Source organism: Varibaculum sp. C0165D1, assembly GCF_056590355.1.
The window spans coordinates 302,028-323,352 of record NZ_JBWPVY010000003.1; the positions used below are offsets into that span (position 1 = coordinate 302,028).

Genomic DNA, 21,325 nt, shown 5'->3' on the forward strand with positions numbered 1-21,325 from the left:
CAGTTATGAAGATACCATCCGCAACGCCATTTTTAGCAGAGAACCCCATCGTGCCAGTGGTGGTGCTAGATAAAGTTGAAGACGCCGTGCCGACTGCACGCGCCCTCCTAGCAGGCGGCATTAAATCGGCGGAGATAACTTTTCGCACCCCGGTAGCAGCGGATTGTATTGCCGCTATCGCTAAGGAAGTACCGGAAATAACCGTTGGTGCTGGCACAGTCATCAACAAGGAGCAGGCGCAAACTGCGATTGCAGCAGGCGCCAGGTTTCTGGTCTCCCCGGGTATTTCCAAGGAAGTCGCTAAGGCAGCCGACGAAGCCCAAATGCCCTTGCTCCCCGGGATTGCTAACCCTACGGATATTATGGCGGCAGCAAAATGGGGTCTAAAAACCGTAAAGTTTTTCCCGGCTACGGCTCTGGGAGGACTTGGGCTGCTCAAGGCTTTTGCTGGCCCCTTCCCCCAGATTGAGTTTATGCCTACCGGAGGCGTAAACCTTGACAACCTGGGCGAATGGCTTGCCGCGCCCTTTGTACCGGCAGTTGGCGGCTCGTGGATGGCCAGCGCCAAACTTATAAACGCCGGAAACTTCAATGAGATTACTCGGCTAAGTGCCGAAGCCATCGCGAAAGTAAAGGAGATTACAAATGGGTAGGCCTAGTGGCTTGAAAGTACGCCCCGCCTCAGAATGTCACTACGATGTCGTCTCTTTAGGAGAGGTGATGCTACGGCTAGACCCAGGTGAGGGTCGAATCCGTACCTCCAGGGCTTTTAGAGCCTCGGAAGGTGGCGGAGAGTACAACGTGGCACGCGGTTCTCGGCGGGCTTTTTCTCGGCGTACTGCCATCATAACTGCCCTGGTTAACAACGAGATTGGGCTCCTGCTGGAAGACTTAATTCTGCAAGGCGGCGTAGACACCTCCTTTATCAAATGGGTGGAGTTTGATGGGGTTGGACGCACCGTACGCAACAGTATCAACTTTACGGAACGTGGCTATGGCGTGCGGGGAGCTGTTGGCTGCAGTGACCGCGGAAATACTGCCACTTCCCAGATGCAGCCCGAGGATATCGATTGGGAACTGCTCTTTGGGAAGTTGGGGGTACGCTGGCTACACACTGGCGGAGTCTTTACCGCACTTTCTGAAAGCACCGCAGCAGTGGCAAAAACCGCCATGCAGGTCGCGAAGAAATACGGCACCGTTGTGTCCTACGATTTGAACTACCGTCCTAGCCTATGGGCAGATAGCGGTGGTAAGGCAAAATGCCAGGAAGTCAACCGGGACTTGGCGCAATACGTAGATGTCATGATTGGTAACGAAGAAGACTTCACGGCTTCTCTTGGTTTTGAAATCGCGGGCGCAAATGAAAATCTTGACAATCTGGAAGTTGCATCCTTCCGGGCAATGATTGACCAGGCGTCCCAGACCTTCCCGAATTTCCAGTGCATCGGAACGACTATGCGTGAGGTTCGCACTGCGACTATCAATGATTGGGGCGCGGTGGCGTGGGATCGCCAGCAAGGATTCTTCCAAGCTACTCAGCGTGATGGACTAGAGATTCTTGACCGCGTAGGCGGGGGCGATTCTTTCGCCTCCGGACTAATCTACGGATTGATGGAGTTCGGAGACATTGAAAAAGCCGTCAATTACGGAGCCGCCCACGGAGCCTTCGCCATGACTACCCCGGGGGATACTTCGATGGCCAGCTTGGCCGAAATTGAGAACCTGGTTGCCGGAGGCTCTGCGCGGGTCAGGCGGTAACCACTAAACCACAGATAAGAAAAACCCATTGCGGGGAGATAAAAGGATGAAAATGGAAACTTTAACCTTAGAACCTGACCGGCTATTTCCGGTGGATCCTTCCACCCGGGAAGTCGCTCGAGAGCTCTATGCCACTATAAAAGACTTACCGATTATCTCCCCGCATGGGCACGTGGATCCCGGGCTGCTGCTGGATAACGCGGCTTTTCCCAACGCTTCGGAACTGTTTTTGCGCTACGACCATTATGTGTTTCGCCTACTCAACTCGGCGGGAATCGATTTGAATGAAATCGGTGTCGGTAAAGTAGCAATGGCCAACCCGCGCGAAGCCTGGCGGATTTTCTGCCAGAACTGGCATCTCTTCGACGGAACCGCCTCCGGGTACTGGCTCACCCACGAATTCGTCACCCTATTTAACATCGACCAAGAACCCAACGCCGAGAACGCTGACCAGATCTACGACCAAATCAGCACTCGCTTGCGCGAGGAAGATTTCCGTCCGCGCGCTCTCTTCAACTCCTTCCCGATCGCCTTTCTTGCTACCACAGACGATCCTCTGGATAGTCTGGATCAGCATGCGGAACTGGCTAAGCTCACCCGGCAGGGTGAGCTGGGCGGACGAGTCGTACCCACTTGGCGCCCCGATGCCTATGTAGACGCACGTAAACCGGAGTTTGCCGAGAAAGTTACGGCGCTAACCGCTAGCGTTGGCGGCGCGCCGGATAATCTCGGTGATTACCTGCGCGCTATGCGGGAAAGCCGCCGCCACTTTATTGAGCACGGAGCGGTTTCGGCCGACTTTGGAGTGGCACAACCGGCAGCCCTGGATATCGATGATGCTGAACTAGCAGGCTTACTTAAGATTTTGGTTTCTGGTGAGGGTAGCACCGAACAAGCAGATGCTTTCGAAGCTGCAATGTTGACCCGCTTTGCTGGGATGAGCCTGGAGGATGGTTTAGTGATGACCATTCATCCGGGCGTGTTTAGGAATCACTCAACTGCCGCGTTCAACCGATTTGGAGCTGATACCGGGCATGATATTCCTGTAGCCACTGAATATACTCGCTCACTGCGTCCCCTCTTAGAGCGTTACGGTAATGAAAAAGATTTGCACCTAGTCTTGTTCACCCTGGATGAAACCGTGTACTCGCGCGAAATCGCACCTCTAGCGGGCTATTACTCCAGCGTATATATCGGAGCACCCTGGTGGTTTATTGATTCGCCAGATTCGATTTTGAGATTCCATGCCGCCACGACGGAAACCGCCGGGTTCTCCAGACTATCCGGTTTCATTGATGATACCCGGGCATTCTTGTCCATTCCAGCACGTCACGACATGAATCGTCGCCTGGACGCGGCTTTCCTTGCTCGTTACGTAACAGAGGGGCGTTTGCCACTTTCTTCGGCGAAGTTCTGGATTCACCGGCTAACCGATGAACAGCCGCGTGAAATCTTCAAACTCTAATAACCTATAGAGCGAGTTCTGGTTTCGTCTTATAATGGCACGAAACCGCAAACAAGACATTAAAAGTCTGGGCGGGTCTTTGATTTTCCAAAGACCCGCCCAGACTTATTTAAACGAAGTTATTAGTCCTCGCTGGTAAACAGATCGGTAGCCGCCGATTCTTCATCGGGGGTTACTGGCGATACCGGTGGTTCCACCGGAGCCGGCTGTTCGCCCTCGGATTCTTCCTCCGGCTGCGCTAGCACCGCTGGCAACTGCTGCATGGGGGTGAGCCCTTCTAGACCGGTTGCGGTCTCGGTGCCTAGCAGGCCGCGCATCTCTTCGAGATAAGCGGCAATGGACTCGCGCTGACGCTCCAGGCGCTCCACAGTACGCTGCGCCGCAGCCCGCTCGGCCTGCGCTTCAATCCGGGCGGCTTCGCGTACCTGCTCGGCTTCGCCCTCGGCAGCGGCAATCGTGGCTTCTGCAGCGCGGCGTGCATCTTCTTGACGACGACGAACCACTGCGTCAGTATCGGTCAGCAAGCGCTCTGCCCGCTGCAAGGTTTCACCCAAGTGCTTCTCTGCGTCGGCGACCTGAGCTTTAGCTGCAGCCACCATCGCGGAAGTCTCGGAGCGAGACTGCTCATGTGCCTGGGCATCGGCCTCGCGAGCAGCCGCCCGCGCCGCCGCGATCTCAGTTTCGGCCTCTTGGCGCATCTGCTGAATCTCGGCACGGATGTTATCAGCGCTTTCCCGCGCTTCTTTCAAAATGCTTTCAGATTGCGCGTGAGCATCAGCCAGAGTCTTTTCTGCCTGCGCCTTGGCTTCTTCCCTAGCCTTAGTAGCTTCTGTCAACGAAGACTCGCGCAGTGCCTGCGCCTCCGCGGTAGCGTCATTGCGCAATTGGGAGGCTTCCTGCTCGGCCTTGACCCGCATCTCGACGTAGTCTTTTTCGGCCTGGGCGCGCTGCAGCTCAGTTTCCCGGTCAACCGTTGCCTTCAAGTCAGAGACCTGGGTATTGGTTTCTGCCCGCAGGGAGGAGGCTTCCCGCTCTGCCGCCGCTACCAGTTCATCTGCGCGATGCTGCGCATTGGTCAACACCGTTTCGGATTCAGTGGCCGCCGTAGTCGTACGTTCTTCTGCCTCACGGCGCGCCTCAGAAATTAGGGAAGCAGCTTCGGCCTCTGCCCGCTCCGCCATATCCTGGGCGTTCTTGCGGGTCTTTTCCATCAGCTGCTCGGCCTCGGCATTGGCCTTGTTAATAACGGCAGTCGATTGTTCTTCCGCGCTGCGCAACAGCTGTTCAATCCGGGCGCCGATTCCCGTGTAAGAACTGCGATCGGAGGAACGTAACTGCTTTTGCGCATCTGCCAGCTGTTCCCCTAGATCCACATTGCGCTGATCAACCGTGTCGAGCTTCTGCTGCAACTCGGTAATCTGGTTGTTCAAAGTTTGAATCTGCAAATCGACCTGAACGCGATCATAACCGCGCATTACGATCGGGAAATCGGTTTGTTCTTCCACCTGGTCCTCCCTAAAGATAAGCCACTGAGATTAGGCATTACTTGGAATATATTATTCCATTAGTCGAGTAGTGCGAAACCCCGTATCACTGCCTAGTCTTTCACTTATTTAGGGCTGAAACCAAACGTTCCGCTAAAATTGACACTAGTCACACCCTTAACAAGATGTACGCATCACTGCGGTAAAGAAAGTACAGTGTAGTTATAGTTGCTCAGCTACTACTTGGGGGAAACTAGTGAACATTTTCTTACGTAGATATTGGCTTCCGCTGATTTTAATAATCGTCGGTTCTCTAGTTGCGCTCTGCGGGGTGGGTACCGCCACTATTTGGAAACCATCTTCGCAGGTATCGGCATCTTTACCTACCTCTAGCCAAAAGCAAACCTTGGCGATTACCCGGCCGGGAATGTTTGAGCTTTATAACTCCCCAACCAAAATCACCGTTTCCGGTCAGGGGAAAGTAGCATTAGCGATTGGCCGCTCCACCGATGTCACTGCCTGGGCGGCAGACCAGAACTATGTGGAAGTCACCGGACAAAAAGATGACCACACCTTATTGACCGAACCTCACCCGGGCAAAGCTGATCCCCGGCAACCCGGAGAAGCGGCCGGAAAAGATATGTGGGTGAAGTTTAAAGAAGTCGATACCGGCCAGATCAGCGAAACCTGGGACCGGTCTGAGGGCGCCTGGTCTCTGATTGCTTGGTCAGAGGAAGGGAACGTGCAGCTGACTATGCAGTGGAACCAAGCAGCTGCTACTCCTTGGTTCTGGCCGCTACTGATTGCAGGACTGCTATTAATACTGATCGGAGCGGTCGTGGCGGTGGTTATTAATCGTCTGGCCGCCGCAGCAGCAAAGGAAGAAGCAGAAGTACGTAAGCGCCGTGAGCAGCAAGCCCAGGAAGCGGCGGCGGCGCAAAGCGAGCAAACCGTGCAAATACCGGCACTCGACGCGGTTTCTAAACCGCCCTCACGCTCCGAATTACGCAAAGCCCGCGAACGCGGAGAAGCCACCATCGAGGTAGAAGGGGTCAAGTTTCCCACGGGGTTGGTGCCAGTAATCCGCACTGACGCCGACGGGCAAGCAATCAATCCCGCCGCAGCAGTTTCACCGCAACCAGAGGTTACGGATACCAGCGAGCTTCCAGCTCCAACGAGGCCAGCGACTGAGCTTTCTGAAGCTACACATAGTCCTGAGCCCGCCGCATACTCGCCCACCCCAGTAACCGAACCGGGAACTTCTTTGAACCCCGCGGTATCCCAGGAGCCCGCGCAGTCGGCGCAACCCGCTGCGTCCTATAACCCGGCACAGTCGGCGCAACCGGCGGTTTCCTATAACCCGGCGGTATCTCAAGAGCCCGCGCAGTCGGCGCAACCCGCACAGTCGTACCAGCCGGCGGCGTCCTACAACCCGGCAGTATCCCAGGAGCCCGCGCAGTTGTACCAGCCGGCGGCTTCCTATAACCCGACGGAATCTGCGCAACCCGCGCAGTCGTACCAGCCGGCGAATTCATATCATCCGCCCGCCGAACGAACTAACGTATCTCGCGACCAATCAGAAGAGTGGTTTGAGAATGAGGACTTTGACCTAGACGGACTGGGAGAAGGTCCGGATGTGGCAGATTTCGAAGGGGAATCTACCTTCGATCAGCGCCAAGGAGGTAACGATCGATGAGAAAAGTGCGAGTACTACTGTCCCTTACCGCAGCTAGCTGCTTAGCAATCACCAGCCTGGCAGGATGCACTAGCGTCGCGCAGCGCAAAGAAGTTCCGAAATCCACCACCACCGCGACTTATCCAGCGTTGCAAGTCGAACAGGTAGATCCGATTATCAAGGCAGTTAACGCCGCTTTAGCAGCCGGAGATGCCAAATTTGACGCCGGAGCATTAAAACCGAGAGTCGCAGGTCCAGCACTGGCTATGCGCACTGCCCAATACCAAATGCATCAAAAGAACAACAAAGCAGTCCCGACTGCGCTGCCCGCGTCCTCGGAAATCACTACCGTAACCTCCGGAAACAGCTGGCCTCGCGCTTTACTTAACGTTACCGGGGCCGATAGTAGCGGCGCGAAATATGTAGAAATAATCCGCCAGAATCAAGCAACTAGCCCCTACCAGCTATGGCAATGGATGCAACTCCTACCAAAAGCCTCGTTACCGGAAACTGACGTGGTGGCTCGCGGGTCGGAAACTTTAGATCTCGCCAGTGATGCCAATCTGATGGTTTCTCCCGAAGTGGCCGTCAATACTTGGGCTCAGACAGTCTTCGATGCTAAGGCAAAGAATGCCGATAAAGTATTCGTCGATCCCCTGATGGAGGGCAAACGTTCGGAGCTGAAGTCCCTGACCGAGGGTGTGGGGAATGCCGGTAAGGTGGCATCCACGATTACTGCTACCGATCTGAAGAATAATACCCTCGCGATTAATCTGCCCGCGAAAAATGGGGCGTTGGTGGCGACCACCTATACCCAGGAAGTTAAGCTGACCGATGTAGCTCAAGATAAACCCGTTACCCTCAGCGGTGATGTGGTTAATCTGCTTGACAACGGTAAGGTCACCAAGCAAGCTTCGTGGAGCCGGCTTATCTGCGTACTACTGCAGATACCCCCCAAGGGCACTAAAGATGGGAAGGTGCGGGTAATCGCGGCTTCTGAGGTTTTGACAGCGGCCGCTAAGTAAGGAAGGTTTCGATTGGCGCAAACACATGGAGCAGTAGATCTTTCTCAGTTCGCTGCAGATAAACCTCTGGGTTCGGAAGCAAAACCGACAGCTAATCCCGCAGGTAGCAAGACTGCAGCTAACGACGCAATTCCGGTGAATACAAAGGGTGGCAGCGTGGTTGCGGGACCTTATATTCGCGATGCCAGCGATGACACCTTTGAGGAAGTAGCTAAGACTTCGCTTCAGGTGCCGGTGATTATTGATTTATGGGCCCCCTGGTGCAGTCCTTGCAAACAGCTCGGACCGATTTTAGAGGAACTGACCCGCGAATATCAGGGACGATTCCAATTGGTGAAAATCAATGTGGATGAATCTCCGCAGCTAGCGCAGGCCTTCCAAGCACAGTCCATTCCCATGGTAGTTGCGCTTATTGGAGGGCGGCCCGCGCCTCTTTTCCAAGGTGCCCAGCCTAAGGCCCAGGTAAAATCGCTTATCGATCAAGTTTTAGAGATTGCCGGACAGGCAGGGTTGACCGGAACTATGGCAGGAGAAGCTGACTCGGGCCAGGAAGATCCGCGGACCGAAGAAGAAAAAGCAGTAGAGGCTCTGGTCGAGGCAGGAGATTTTTCCGAGGCGATGGACCAGGCCCAAAAGCTGCTGCGGAACTCCCCGGAGGAAGCCGCCCGCTATCAGGCGCTGGTGGATAAAGTTTCTATGGCGCAGCGTTTGCAAGGTGAAGAAGGCCAGGACGACTCTAACCCCCTGGTTTTGGCAGATCGTTTTTTCCAAGCCGGTAACGAGGCGCAAGCTTTCGACCTGCTGCTATCGCTGATTGCAGAGTCTGCTGGCGAGGAGCGGGACGAATATCGTCAGCGGCTATTGGAGCTATTCCGGCTGTCGCGCAACCCCGAAGCGGTGAAATTGGCGCGCGGGCGCCTCTCCCGTTTGTTGTTCTAAAAACTCTGTCTGCGGGGGTTGTCTACAAGGTAAAATGATTCGCGGAGGGCTAGACACAGAGGCGTTAACGTAAACATGAAACCAGAGTTTATCGCTGCGTATGAACCCCACGAGGGCGCGCACAGGGCCAGAGAACTTTTTGAAAAAACCTATGCGGCAGCGCCGACAGGCGTGTGGCGGGCTCCCGGCCGGGTCAATGTAATTGGCGAACACACCGATTACAACGGCGGTAAGGCGCTGCCCCTCGCCCTCCCCCACGCGATCTACGTAGCGCTGCGGGTACGCGATGATGAGCAGCTAAAAATTATTTCCGAAGATTTTCCGGAACTGAACATCCGCAGTCTTTCTGATTTAAAGAAAAACTACCCTGCCAGTGGTCCGGCTGCCTTCGTCGGGGGCGTGATCCTGGGGTTAGCGCAAGTGCTAAGAGAGCGCGGCGAAACCCAAAAGGCACAAGAACTCGCTCTGAAGATACCTGGCCTAGAAGTCGCGATCGCTTCTAGCGTTCCTTTAAGCGCGGGCTTGTCTTCTTCCGCCGCACTAGAGTGTGCCATCGCAGTGGGAATTGATGAACTTGCCTCCCTGGGGCTAGCAGATAGCTTTGAGGGACGAAAATTGCTGGTAGAGGCAGGAAAAGTAGCTGAAAATCAGTATGTGGGCGCCCCCACCGGCGGACTGGATCAATCTGCATCCATGCTTTGTGAAAAAGACAGCGTCCTGGAGCTCGATTGTTCCACTTGGCAAACTCATTCTCATCCCTTTGATCTACCGGCGTTAGGACTATCCTTACTGGTAATAGATACCTGCACCTCTCATGATCTTGCCGACGGACAGTATGGGGCGCGCCGTGGGGCTTGTGAAGATGCCGCCCAGATTCTGGGGGTAAAAGAACTTGGGGAGCTGGTACCGAAGAGCATTTCTCCTTCCGACAACCTTACCGATTTGGAAGCCGCAGACTACCCTCCCGCTTGGGTGCAGGCGCAGCTAGATAAACTGGAGGATGCGGAGCAAGTTTCGCGAGTCCGGCACGTACTGACCGAAATTGCTCGCTGCCAGAGACTATGCGAGCTATTAGAGGCGGGAAGCAACCTAAACGAGTGGCGGGCACTACTAAATGCTTCCCACGAGTCCTTGCGACGTGACTACGAAGTTACTTGCGAAGAGCTAGACGTAGCGGTGGAAGCTGCCCGAAAGGCAGGTGCATTCGGAGCCAGGATGACCGGAGGAGGCTTCGGAGGTTGCGCGATCGCTTTGGTTAGCAGCGACCAGGTAGAGGCAACCGCCCGCGCCGTAGGCGAGGCCTTCGCCAAAGCCGGCTTTAACCAGCCACGATTCCTCTCCGCGCTACCCTCTGCGGCAGCCGGCCGCGTGAAATAGCCGCGACCGATTATAAGCCCGCGCCGGGAAAGTACTTTCACGCAAGAAAGGGACTAGAACTCTTGGCGCGCCAAACCAGGTGTCACCATAAGCAATTAGTCAACGGTGGGGAAGATATCCGCACCTCTGGCAGACAAAAACGCCAGCACACCGACAAAGCAAAGAGCGGAGAGTAAGGGATTCGAACCCCTGGTACCTTGCGGTACAGCGGTTTTCAAGACCGCCTCCTTCGGCCACTCGGACAACTCTCCTGGCCTACGCTAAAGCGCTAGGACAAACTTTATGCTACCGAGGCAGCATCCGAGAATCAAAATCCACCAAACCTCTTTTTACGCTGTGGCTCTTGCGCGACGGGCTTATCCAACCGTCCCTGCGCCAGCGCCATTGCAAATGCCGGAGTCAGCGGCAACCGGGGTAACAGTAGCGCCTGCACCGCGTGGTAGACGCTATCGCGTAATCTTTGATTTTCTAAATCTAGAGGCCGATTTTCTGGGGAGAGTCGATGCACGATTCTTCCCCCGCGCACCAGGAAATGCTCATAGGCGAAATCTAGCCACACGCGGTAGCAATGTTCATAATGTTCCACGTCTTCAGCCTGCGCGCCTTCTTCTTGCGCCACCCGCAGCAAAGTAACCGCCGCGCCGATTGCCTCGAACTGTACCCAGGATTGGCGATCGCGAATCACGGGTTTGCCCTCCCAATCCACAGTGAACACAAAGCCGGGGGCTCCGTCGCGTCGCCATGCGTCCTCGCGAGCACGCTCAAACATGCCAGTTGCCGCCGTAACCATCCACTCGGGAACCGGTTTTCCCGCATTCTTGAGCATCGCCCGCGCCTCTAAGATCAAGCGTGAGAGCGTAAAGGAATGTCCGACATCGGATCCGTAGGCACGATGCGTCTCTTGCGGATTTTCACGATTGTAACCGATCAGTGGTTTCCAATCTGGATCGAAATGCTCTGGAATCCGCCAGCTATATTCGCGGGAAACTTGCGCCACTCGCTCCAGGATCCGCATTGCTCGCGTTAACCATTCTCCTTCATTGGTAACCTGCGCCACCAGCATATATGCCTCTGCCATATGCATATTGGAGTTGGTACCCCGGTAATCTTCGCACTGGGAATAATCACGGTTGTAACTTTCGCGTACCATTCCTGCCTGCGAATCCCACCAGTGTAAATCGTTATCGCGGATAGCCTCTTGCATTAACTCATGAGCGCCAATACGGTCAGCTGCCGTCGCAGAAGCTGCTCCTAATAGCACGAACGCGTGCGAATAAGAGCGTTTATCATCACGTCCGGCGTAGGGAATGGCGTGTCCGTCCGCATCTAGCTCATGCTCAATCGCGTCGAACCAACCCCCATTTTCCGGATCCCGGAAGTACTGGTTTAGACAGCGAATCCCGTGTTCTACTAACCGCCGACACCCAGGCATCCCCAGCAGTACCCCCAGAGAAAACACGTGCACCATCCGAGCAGTTAAATATAACTGAATCGGTTGCTCTAAGTCGACTTCACCGTTTCTATCTAGGCAGGCAAATCCGGTATTTACCTCAGATTTGCGCCCGTAATCCAGCAAGTCCTGCAAACAGGCAGACAGCCAACGGTTATGCTCGATTGAGTCGAACCAAAACATTGCTCAGCTCCTTTGTTGATGTTTTCTTTTCTGGGGACAGGTTAAAAACTAGACAAATTCCATCTGGAATCGCAACGGAGTTACCGCGTCAGTTAGGGCCGAAACCGCCAGGTAATCGACTTCGGAGTCACTATAGGCACCCGCATCTTCCAGGCTCAGATCTCCTCTAACTTCCAGCAGGGTTCCCGGATTAATCGTTTGACGGTGATCGGCAGCCAGAGTTGCCTGTTCAGGGGTGAAACCCTGCAGCGCAATTAGATCAACCTTCATTTTTAAGAGCGGATCCAGTTCTTGAAGCCGATCGATTTCCACTTCGATCGGTTTTCCCATGGCCGCCGTGCGCACATGGTTAATAACATCCCCCAGGCCGGTTCCCAGTTTCAGATGCTCCAAGGTAACCCGGGGGAAAGAACCGACAGCGAGACGAGAAGTCATCCCATCCCCGACTCTAACTGCATATTTTTCTAGCTCCCCTAATCCGGGAGTAACCGAGAGAGTATCCCGCACCACCAGTTTCGTCTGCGAGAGCGCCTCCGCCCACTGCGCGGTCTTAGTAGCAATCCCCGACAGGTGTGACAAGAACCAGAGGCAAAGCTCCCCCGCCTCCAGAAGACCGCGAGTGCTCCCACTAAGTTCCAAAACCGGAGTTCCTGCAGTTACCGTAGTGCCATCAGCCACCCGCAGATGCAGTTCATAGTCCCCCAGCACTTGCGCTAGCACTTCGCGGGCAACGGGTATCCCGCAGATACGGCCATCTTGGCGGGCTACAAACTGTACACGAGCACGGTCATGTTCTGGCACGAGCGCTGCAGTGGCAATGTCTTCCCCGTAACTGCGAGCAAGGGCGAGGGCGCGTTCCACCACTTTAGGAACATAATCTCCTTGAGGATACTGCAGGTAATCAGCCATTGATATTCTCCGTCCTTTCAGTGGCTATTTTTATGTTCGAGGGCGCTTTCTCCTTATCCTTTCACGCTTTGCGCTCAGATTTAGGCGTTCGGTACTGGCTCCAGGACTTCCTTTCCTCCTAGATAGGGACGCAGCGCCTGAGGTACATACACTGACCCATCGGCTTGCTGATGGTTTTCCAAGATGGCTACCAACCAGCGGGTACATGCTAGGGTACCGTTCAAAGTGGCTACCGGCTGAGTCTTTCCGTTCTCGTCACGGTAACGGATTCCCAGGCGACGGGCCTGATAGGTGGTGCAGTTGGAGGTGGAGGTTAGCTCTAGGTAGCGTTCTTGGCTGGGCAGCCAGGCTTCGCAATCGAACTTGCGAGCCGCCGAAGTCCCTAAATCCCCCGCAGCAGTATCAATTACCCGATAGGGCAGCTCCACTTTGTTCAGCATCTCTTCTTCCAAAGCCAGCAGACGCTGGTGTTCTTCTTGCGCAACCTGGGGCAGGCAGTACGAGAACATCTCTACTTTGTTGAACTGATGCACTCGAATAATGCCGCGCACATCTTTACCATGCGAACCAGCCTCCCGCCGGTAGCATGCTGACCAGCCAGAATAACGTAAAGGTTCTTCCCCGAGCTCTAGGATTTCTCCGCCATGGTAGCCGCCCAAGGCTACTTCGGAGGTACCCACCAGATAGAGGTCATCTGCCGGTAGGTAATAGATTTCTTCGGAATGTTCAGTTAAGAATCCAGTTCCCCGCATCGTGTCCGGAGTGACCATGGTGGGGGTGGTCATGGGGATAAATCCATGCTGCTCCGCCAAATCCCAAGCACAGGTGAGCAAGGCCAGTTCGAGGCGAGCTCCTATCCCCCGCAAATAGTAGAAACGTGAGCCCGAGACTTTCGCGCCTCGTTTTACGTCAATCGCTTGCAGCATCTCCCCGATTTCCAGGTGATCGCGAACTTTGATGCCCTCGGCAGCAAAATCGCGAATCTTAGGGCCGCGGTGGGCAAGAACTTCATAGTCGTCCTCACCTCCGGAGGGAATCCCGGGAATAATAATATTAGGCAGCGCTGCCAGCAACTGCTGAGCTTCTTCCGAGGCGGCCCCCGCCTCGGCCTCTGCTTCTTTTACCTTTCCAGCCAGTTCTTTGGCCTGTGCCAGCACCGCGGCGCGCTCCTCGGGAGCTGCCTGTCCAATACTCTTAGAAAGCGCCTTCTGGTCTGCACGCATTGCCTCGAAGTCCTGCTGTTTCTTTAGCCGGCGCGCATCGGCGGCAAGTACCTCATCAATCCGGGCGGGATCTTCCCCGCGGGCAACTAGCGAATCTTTAGCTGGCTGCGGATCTTCACGCAGCTGACGAATATCAATCATGCTGTAATCATATCGTCCCCTAGCATTGCTTCTCATCTTGCCTACCAAGCAGCAACCCAGTGGCAGCTTTCAAGTCCGGGATTGTCCGCTTGGTGACTGCTAATGTTTGACCTGTGTCCTCCGCCCTGTCGCCGCTCTAGAATGCTTTAAACTAGCAACTATGACCACTGTGCTCTGGATTTTTGTGATCGCGGCGCTAATCCTAGGGATCGTCTCTTTATCGTGGGCGGTTAATGCCCGCCGGATTGCCACCCGCGCCATGAAAATCGCGATTAAACAAGGGTTTTCTGCTCCCGCAACTACCTGCAGCAACGAGTTTTCTAAACGTGTAGTGGTCATCTTAAACCCCACCAAGATTGCAAATTTAGATAAATTTTGTCGCACTGTTACTAGCCGCGCCGAGAACACCGGATACGAGCACCCAATTTTTGTGGAAACTGACCAGGAATCTTTGGGTGCGCGGCAAGCTGAAGAAGCAATTAAACAGGGGGCAGGTCTGGTTATTTCTGCCGGTGGGGATGGTACTTTGCGGATTATTGCCGCCAGCCTGGCTGAAAGCCGAATTCCGCTGGGAATCTTACCGCTGGGAACCGGGAATCTTTTAGCTCGTAACCTCAATATTCCGGTAAATTCTCTGAGCCGCGCCTGCGAAATTGCGTTCACCGGCAAGAACACCGAGGTTGATTTAGGGCATTTGAAAACCGAGACCGGACAGGAATTCCCCTTCCTGGTGATGGCGGGGATCGGTTATGACGCACAGGTTATGGCTCGGGTTTCGGACAAACTAAAAGAGTCGATCGGGTGGGGCGCCTATATAGTTTCGGGAATTGCGGCCTCGAATAACCCCCCGATCACTATGGATGTTTCCTTCGGAGGTCAGTCACAGCCGCGCACTCGCAAAGTCAATACCCTACTATTAGCTTCCTGTGGGGAGCTGGTAGGAGGCCTTCCCCTGCTCCCGGAAGCTAATCCTCATGATGGTTGGTTAGAGGTACTAATGCTAAGCGTGCGGGGAGGTTTGATTGGGTTACTCGAAGTTATTAGCGGGGTTTTCCGTGACACTTTCGGGATCAGGAAGCTAACCGCCGGCCTGGTTTCCAAAACCGAGGTGACGCGCACCCGCAGCGCCAGCGCCAAGGTGCATGGGGAGGCGCAGATGATTCAGGTAGACGGAGATTCCGTTGGGAAATATCGCGAGATCTCTGCCAACTTGGAACATGGCGCGGTAGTGGTGCGGGTACCCTAGGGGAACCTGCAGCCACCTTGGTGACCTATTTACGTAAAATAGAATCCACCCAGCCCTGGGCACGCTGAAAATCACTATCTCCCGTGCGCGGAGCATGGTCGTTTCTCACCTGGTCAGCGCGGGCATAGGAACCTAGGAAACGTAAGTCTTCACTGATCCGATAAAGACCACGCAAAGCAGATTGCACCCGTTCTTCTCTCACATGTCCATCCAGGTCGATACTGAAAACGTAGCGTCCCGGTTGTCCAGCCAGAGGACGAGACTCAATGCGACTAAGGTTGATTCCCCGCGCCGAAAACTGTTGCAGCATCTCTAGGAGGGCCCCGGAACGATAGTCATTGGGCAAACGCACTTGGATAGTGGTTTTATCTGCTCCGCAAGCTTCCGGAACTTGACCCGGGTTCGCCACTTCCACGAAACGAGTAACTGCTCCCGGATTATCGGCTACGTCCTCATAGAGAGCTTGCAGTCCATAGGTAGCTACTGCCGCTCCAGAGGCAAGCACCGCTTGAAAACCCGCATTGCCCTCCGAAAGCATCCGCGCTGATTCCGCAGTAGAGGTGGTGGCCACGTGGACCGCTCCCGGCAGATGGTCAGCCACCCAGTTGCGGCATTGCGCCCAAGCGTGCGAATGGGTGCCAATGCGGGTTATATCGGAAACCTGGGTTCCTTTGCACACCGCCAAAGTAAACCCGACTGGTACGATCATTTCCGCTACTATTTGTAGCCGTTTATCCCACCCCAAAGAATCCAGGGTAGCGCTCACTCCCCCTTCAATCGAGTTTTCGATCGGAACCACGGCCCGGTCGGCTTTCCCGTCCCGTACCATGTCCATGGCTACGCGTTCGCCCGCACAGGGGATTAACCGAGCATCCTCCGGGGCTACTTGCAGCAACGCCTGGTGACAGAAAGTTCCTACCGGCCCTAAGAAGGCATAGTTTTTAACAGCAGTATTCATTTTCGCTTCCTTTTTCAACTGCTTTCACGATACTAGGAAAAATGCTCTTTCCCCTATCTAGACCGTAGAATATAGCTATGGCAAGAACGGTTAAGCACTTCCTCCTCGCGGGCTTCACCCTTCTGTTTAGCCTTTTCTTTACCTTACTTACTTTACCTTTAGGCCTTGCCGAGGCTACTACCTGGGAGCCGGAGCCTGCCCCTAAGACCCTCACCCCGGCGCAAAAGGTTTACTACCCTGATCTCGATATCTATTCGGCGCCACGGGTAAGAAATCCGCTCCTGGTAGTACTAACTAAAGATCTATCCTGGCGAGATTTCTTGGAAAATTCCGAGAAATACCCGCAGCTAATGAAATATGCAGCTGCGGGAAGTATAGGTAACCTAATCACCTCCAAATGCCTTAGTGAATCTGTGTTGACCATTCAAAACGGCGGCGCGTCCTCGGCCCTGAATCTCTGTCCTCAAACGGAGGTGGCAGGCGGGAAAATAACGGGAATGCCCGCAGAATACTGGCGGGAACCGAAGGAGACAACCCCGGGACAACTAGCGGGAATTTTGGAGGCCTTCGGGATTAAGGCGCGCGCGATAGGCCCCGGGGCCGGCTTACTCCTCGCTTCCAGCAAGGGGGAAGTTAAAGACTATAAAGCGCTCCCCGCTTCCGCGCAGCAGCTTACGGCACAAGTGAAGGCCGGTATGGACGCCGGCGGGCTCACGGTAGTAGATTTGAGCTCCCTGCCGGATCGGGACCAGCAGCTAGCAATGCTAGAGGGAGCGCTGGACGGCTTGACTGCCCAGTCCGATCTGATTTCCCTGTCCCTAATGGCCGGTTCGGGGAATTCTGCCCCCCATTTGCTGAGTTATTCCCCCTCTGAAGCTACCGGCCTTGTGCCTTCTGCTAGCACTAACGCTGCCGGTCTAGCCACTTTAGCGGATATTAACACCCAGATCCTTTTCGATTTCTCCCTACCCGTGCCCGATAAAAACCACGGAGCACCACTGACAGTTAGTAATCTTCCTGACCAGATACAACCATTAATAAATCTGGATAATGCCGCTACTAATTCCGCGCAACAAAACCTGCAGGAGCGTTTAGAGTATTTACAAAACCAAACAGACCGCTCTACCGCTAGCACCTACGCAAAAACCTGGTTTTATTTGGCTATTTTCTGCTGTTTCTTCTTTACTTTCGGGGGATATTTATGGTGGCGGCTGCGAGAGCCGCAAAAGCATCGGAGGACCCAGCTTGCCCTGAATGCCGCCGGAGTTTTCACCGCTTTGCTTTTCCCCGCTTCTTTTTGTCCCTATCTGCTAGCAGGTGCTAATCGGTCGGTGTCTGCTGCCGGGATAAGCGGGGCGATAATTCTAATTGCTTTAACGCTAAGCACTTTGCTTGCGCTGCTGGTTTTTGGGCTGCGCCAAAGTTTTGCTTTCCCTCCCGCTTTAACGGCGCGCACGGCGGGCATAGCTACCAGCGCCCTCACCTTGGGGATTCTACTGTTTGCCCGCCAAGAAGCTGATTATGTGCAGCTGGGAACCCCGCTCGGCTATAACGTGTTCGCGGGCCCCTTCTTTTGGCAGCTATCTGCCGAAGCCACGGCCTTAGCGCTTTCCTGCTTAGTTTTATCAGCGATTTGTATCCTGACTTCCTTTTCGCGTCTGCGTGCTTTCTGGGATAAAAACCTCCTTAAATGCCGAGTAATAGCTGCGGTAGCAGCGGCCATCCTACTGACCTGCTTCTACCTGTGGGCAGGCTTATCTGCCTTGCTCTGCGGTCTACTTTTCCTCGCCCCTCTTACCCTAGCTTTAAGGGCCTACGCGCTTCCCGTTCCGGAGCTAGCTTCCGCTTCGCGTCCTCACTCCGGTTTCCGAGTAGTGTCACTAGCTGCAGTATTGGGAGCGGTGTCCCTGGCGGGAGCGGGAATAATCGGCATTTGGGGGGTTAATCCGGATGCTCCTGCCGCTAAGATTGCTGCCCTACCTAAGTCTGCAGACACTAAAGTTGCGGTAATTTTTACTTCTGGTCTGTCTTGGGAGGATCTAGTGGCCGCGCAGCCGCAGCTGGTAGAAAACTCTCCGGGAGTAAAGAGCGGGACGCTGTTTTCTTTGGCTCCCTACCCGCTTAAGGACATGGCTTGTCCCCAGGATGCCTGGCTGGCATTTTCGGCCGGCAAAGCCCCGTCTCGATATTCTCTCGCCGGGCGTAACCTGTGTTTACAGCCCGAAGCTTTACACGAAGGTAAGCGAGTAAAAATGTGGGAGTACTATCAGCGCTCTGCTGAAGCGAGCTCCCTGGCGGCTCGACTGGGGGGATTTGCCGACCAATTGCGTCAAAACCAAATTTCTGCGGGAGCTATTGGCAATAGCGCCGCCTTGGCGCTAGCCGATGAGGACGGCGTTATCCGCGGGCAAGTTGACAACACTGCCCCCTTAGCAACTCGATATGCTAAGGCAGTACAAAAGATGGTATCTACCCATACCCTCACCCTGATTGATGCGCAAGCTGCACCCCAGAACCTTAACCCGGAGCGACAAACCCAAGAGGTACTCGCCCAACAGGAAGAAATTTTCAATTTTCTCGACCCTTCCTCGGGGGAATCTCAACTGAAAAAAACCCAGATTTGGGATCCGGTTTGGCTCCTGCAAAACGGCGGCTCTCTCTCAGGAAACTCTTTACAGGCAGGCACCCTAGTAAGCGATTCCGCAGACCTCAGCCCGCAGGAACCGGATCGCAACAGACTTCGCCGCGAAGAGATGAACCCGCAGGAAAATCCCACTCCCGCAACCACCCCCGAATTGTTCGGGGATTCTGACGAGCCGTTCTCACCCGAGAATTTACACCTCCTAGAGCTTTCAACAGTGCTTAGCCCCGACGAAAAAGTTGATCAGGAGTACTTAGCGCAAACCCGTAAGCAAAATGCCCGACTGTTTCCGACAGTATCGACCTATCCTGACCTGAGCGGAATGCTGCCTGCCCGGATCACGATTGCGCAACAAGAAAAACAAATACAAGCCCTGGGGAACACTTTGACGGCGCTTCCCGAAGGTACTCGCGCCCTAGTGGTTTCCGCCAGCCCCGATGCTGCCCAACAACGCTTACAAGCGGCCATGATCTACGGTAAAGGTATCACCGCGGGGATAGCTTATTCTCCCTCCACCCATCAAGTAGGGATTGCGCAGACCGCAGATTTACCGGCCACAGTACTGGATTGGCTGGGAGCTCGCAACGAAAAGTTGAGCACTTCGGGTTCTCCCCTCATGGTTAGCGCTAATGAAGCTCAAAGCGCTACTGATCGTCTCGAACGCCTAGCGAGTACTTCTCAACGCGCTGATGCTAGCTATGCACGTCTGGGACTAACCCCGAGCAGTTTTGTAACCGTTGCTGCCGGTGCCCTGCTAGTGCTGGCGCTGTCGCTAGTTGCTTTGTTGCAACTAAAACCGAGCGCGCGGCGGCCTCATTTAAGAGCCCAACTTGGCCTGCTCGGACAATTCTTTTGCCTAGGAGTCGCTGCCCTGCCCGCCGCCTGCTTAGGGGCCGCCATGCTTCCCTGGTGGGAATCGGAATCACCCACCGCCTTTTTCGTAACAATCAGCATCTTGATTGCCTCGCTACTAGCTCTGGTTGCCTGTACCGGTCCCTGGCGGCGCCGCCCCATCGGACCGGCACTGGTAGTGGCCGCGTTTAGCTCCTTTTTCATTTGCCTGGATGTAGCCACCGGTTCCCACATTTCTATGGATTCCCCCTTCGGATCATTTTCACTACTAGGAGCCCGTTTCTTTGGATTCGGTAATGTCTACTACTCGGTATGTGCCATCTGGACCCTGTTGCTCTGCGGGGGTCTTACTCCCCTTGCTAAGCGCGCAGTTTTCGGGAAAACAGCGCTTACCCGATCGCAGATATGGTTATCGAACCTCCTGATCGCGTTGCTGGGGATAGCCTTTATGGTTATAGACGGACTCCCGCGTTTTGGCGCGGACTTCGGGGGGCCAATATCGTTCTTGCCCGGATTCTTAATACTGGTGCTGCTACTTAACGGCAAACGGATAGGAATAAAACGGATAGCGCTGGTGCTGCTGGTGGCGGCGGGGGTGTCCGTAAGCTTGGCAATTGCCGACTGGATACGCCCAGCCTCCCAACGGACACATCTAGGAAACTTTGTACAGTCGGTATTAAACGGCGACCTGCAGACGATCCTTACCCGAAAAATCTTCGCTAATCTGGCAAGCTGGGGATCGACAACTTACGTCTGGTCACTGCTATGTTGCCTGCTAGTTATCAGTTTGTTAGTGGTTCCCGCGCTGTCAAAAACCGCAATCCCGACTAACCTGTTCCTACCTGACAATCTTGCGTCTTCCTCCCTCCCCCAGGAGAATTCCCGGGAAAAAAGGAGGCGGAATTATTGGCTGCGCGGCCGCGCCTATCTGCGAAATCTGGGAACCTCCGCTACCGCGCTTTTTGCGCGTATACGTCCACGCCTGGGAGAAACCCCAATTGCCATTAAAGAAAGCGGCCTGCGGATTACCCTGCTAGCGATCGGCATTAACCAGTTATTCGCCTATCTACTCAACGATTCGGGTACGCAACTGCCTGCCACCGGATTATTGCTAACGGCCCTAGCTTACTGTTCAGCGGTCTTTGCCGATTTGCCAGGAGATTCGCGCGGCACAGCTCGATAAACTTTCCCCGGTTTTTGCTTTCGGGCTGCTTCTAAAAACTTGTGGGGTTTGACGTGTACTCGGCGGGCACGTAGCCGTCCCAGAGCTTTTGCCACGTCAACAAACTGATGGAGGCGGTGCATCTGCGATTTAAAATCCCGTCGGCTAACCCGGTGAGAGAAGTTTACTGGTACCTCTTTGACCGAAAAACCAGCACTAAGCAGACTAATGGTCATATCTGTTTCGACTCCCCACCCGGCAGCCAAAGGTAGGACCGCTTGGAACGCGGAGCTAGTTAGGCAGCGTTGTCCTGAAAGCGGAGCCTGCGGGTTCCATCCAGTGGTCCGCCTAATGGCCCACCTGGATAACCCCAACACAAATCCGTGTCCCCCCGCCCCGGCTGGCCGGGGTAAAACCGCGATAGTGCAGTCGGCTTCTCCCCTAATAACCGGTTCAATTAGGGGGGCCGCTTCAGCGGCACTATCACCTAGATCGGCGTCTAAAAATAACAGCAGCGGCGGCTTTTCTCCCTTGATAGCCCGCATGGCTACTACCTTCGCCCCGGTTTCCATAGAGGATGCTTTACCCCGATTAACTGTGTGGCGAACGGTAACAGCACCGGCCTGCCTGGCCACCTCGCGAGTGTCATCCGAAGAACCATCATCTACCACTACGATTAATTCCAGATCGACAAAAGGTAGCGCTTTTACTGCTCTAACAGTCATTCCGATACGCTTGGCCTCATCTTTTGCGGGAATAATTACCGCCACGCGCGGATCTGTCTGCCCACCTGGATTCACATGCATATTTTGCCTCAGTTTTACCTATTCTTTTAGG

At 54.7% G+C, this 21,325-nt stretch carries 15 protein-coding genes and 1 tRNA gene; 9 read left to right on the forward strand and 7 right to left on the reverse strand.

Translation table 11 applies throughout. From position 1 onward, the window contains the following. Positions 1-5 precede the first annotated feature (5 nt). From eda to uxaC, 3 genes are read left to right on the forward strand one after another with little or no spacing between them, the layout of a single operon-like run. On the forward strand, positions 6-653 hold the full coding sequence (gene eda / locus AC1EKS_RS06115) for a bifunctional 4-hydroxy-2-oxoglutarate aldolase/2-dehydro-3-deoxy-phosphogluconate aldolase (RefSeq protein ID WP_481009216.1): 648 nt from the start codon (positions 6-8) through the stop codon (positions 651-653). Beyond that, positions 646-1,758, forward strand: coding sequence for a sugar kinase (locus AC1EKS_RS06120; RefSeq protein ID WP_481009217.1), 1,113 nt, complete (start codon positions 646-648; stop codon positions 1,756-1,758). The genes eda and AC1EKS_RS06120 overlap by 8 nt, the downstream gene beginning before the upstream one ends. A 52-nt stretch (positions 1,759-1,810) precedes the next feature. After that, on the forward strand, positions 1,811-3,223 hold the full coding sequence (uxaC, locus tag AC1EKS_RS06125) for a glucuronate isomerase (protein WP_481009218.1): 1,413 nt from the start codon (positions 1,811-1,813) through the stop codon (positions 3,221-3,223). Between the two features lie 122 nt (positions 3,224-3,345). On the opposite strand, the gene AC1EKS_RS06130 is transcribed toward uxaC, so the two are convergent. Further along, positions 3,346-4,698: a coiled-coil domain-containing protein gene (locus tag AC1EKS_RS06130; protein ID WP_481009271.1), complete on the reverse strand. Its 1,353-nt coding sequence runs from the start codon at positions 4,696-4,698 to the stop codon at positions 3,346-3,348. Between the two features lie 265 nt (positions 4,699-4,963). Between AC1EKS_RS06130 and AC1EKS_RS06135 the strand changes: the two genes are divergently transcribed. From AC1EKS_RS06135 to galK, 4 genes are all read left to right on the forward strand, one after another. After that, positions 4,964-6,403, forward strand: a complete 1,440-nt coding sequence (locus AC1EKS_RS06135) for a hypothetical protein (protein ID WP_481009219.1) — start codon at positions 4,964-4,966, stop codon at positions 6,401-6,403. After that, the gene (locus AC1EKS_RS06140) at positions 6,400-7,407 is read left to right on the forward strand and encodes a hypothetical protein (protein WP_481009220.1); all 1,008 of its coding nucleotides are present in this window, start codon (positions 6,400-6,402) and stop codon (positions 7,405-7,407) included. The genes AC1EKS_RS06135 and AC1EKS_RS06140 overlap by 4 nt, the downstream gene beginning before the upstream one ends. A 12-nt stretch (positions 7,408-7,419) precedes the next feature. Continuing rightward, positions 7,420-8,346, forward strand: coding sequence for a tetratricopeptide repeat protein (locus AC1EKS_RS06145; RefSeq protein WP_481009221.1), 927 nt, complete (start codon positions 7,420-7,422; stop codon positions 8,344-8,346). A gap of 75 nt (positions 8,347-8,421) precedes the next feature. Then, positions 8,422-9,723: a galactokinase gene (gene galK / locus AC1EKS_RS06150; RefSeq protein WP_481009222.1), complete on the forward strand. Its 1,302-nt coding sequence runs from the start codon at positions 8,422-8,424 to the stop codon at positions 9,721-9,723. Between the two features lie 166 nt (positions 9,724-9,889). Here the strand turns inward: galK and AC1EKS_RS06155 are convergent. The 4 genes from AC1EKS_RS06155 to serS all read right to left on the reverse strand — a co-directional run bounded on the left by AC1EKS_RS06155 (position 9,890) and on the right by serS (position 13,629). After that, a tRNA-Ser gene (locus AC1EKS_RS06155) sits at positions 9,890-9,974 on the reverse strand. Positions 9,975-10,030: 56 nt separating this feature from the next. Beyond that, the gene (locus tag AC1EKS_RS06160; RefSeq protein WP_481009223.1) at positions 10,031-11,356 is read right to left on the reverse strand and encodes an AGE family epimerase/isomerase; all 1,326 of its coding nucleotides are present in this window, start codon (positions 11,354-11,356) and stop codon (positions 10,031-10,033) included. Between the two features lie 48 nt (positions 11,357-11,404). Further along, positions 11,405-12,265, reverse strand: coding sequence for a nicotinate-nucleotide diphosphorylase (locus AC1EKS_RS06165; protein ID WP_481009224.1), 861 nt, complete (start codon positions 12,263-12,265; stop codon positions 11,405-11,407). Positions 12,266-12,345: 80 nt separating this feature from the next. Then, on the reverse strand, positions 12,346-13,629 hold the full coding sequence (gene serS, locus AC1EKS_RS06170; protein ID WP_481009225.1) for a serine--tRNA ligase: 1,284 nt from the start codon (positions 13,627-13,629) through the stop codon (positions 12,346-12,348). A 160-nt stretch (positions 13,630-13,789) separates the two neighbouring features. On the opposite strand from serS, the gene AC1EKS_RS06175 reads away from it, so the two are divergent. Next, complete coding sequence (locus AC1EKS_RS06175; RefSeq protein ID WP_481009226.1) at positions 13,790-14,875, forward strand: diacylglycerol/lipid kinase family protein; 1,086 nt, start codon at positions 13,790-13,792, stop codon at positions 14,873-14,875. A 25-nt stretch (positions 14,876-14,900) separates the two neighbouring features. Here AC1EKS_RS06175 and pheA read toward each other — a convergent pair whose 3' ends face one another. Next, complete coding sequence (gene pheA, locus AC1EKS_RS06180; RefSeq protein WP_481009227.1) at positions 14,901-15,833, reverse strand: prephenate dehydratase; 933 nt, start codon at positions 15,831-15,833, stop codon at positions 14,901-14,903. A 77-nt stretch (positions 15,834-15,910) separates the two neighbouring features. On the opposite strand from pheA, the gene AC1EKS_RS06185 reads away from it, so the two are divergent. After that, positions 15,911-20,509: a hypothetical protein gene (locus tag AC1EKS_RS06185; RefSeq protein WP_481009228.1), complete on the forward strand. Its 4,599-nt coding sequence runs from the start codon at positions 15,911-15,913 to the stop codon at positions 20,507-20,509. On the opposite strand, the gene AC1EKS_RS06190 is transcribed toward AC1EKS_RS06185, so the two are convergent. Further along, entirely contained in the window at positions 20,452-21,294 is an 843-nt protein-coding gene (locus AC1EKS_RS06190) for a glycosyltransferase family 2 protein (protein ID WP_481009229.1), read from the reverse strand. The genes AC1EKS_RS06185 and AC1EKS_RS06190 overlap by 58 nt on opposite strands. Positions 21,295-21,325 lie beyond the last annotated feature (31 nt).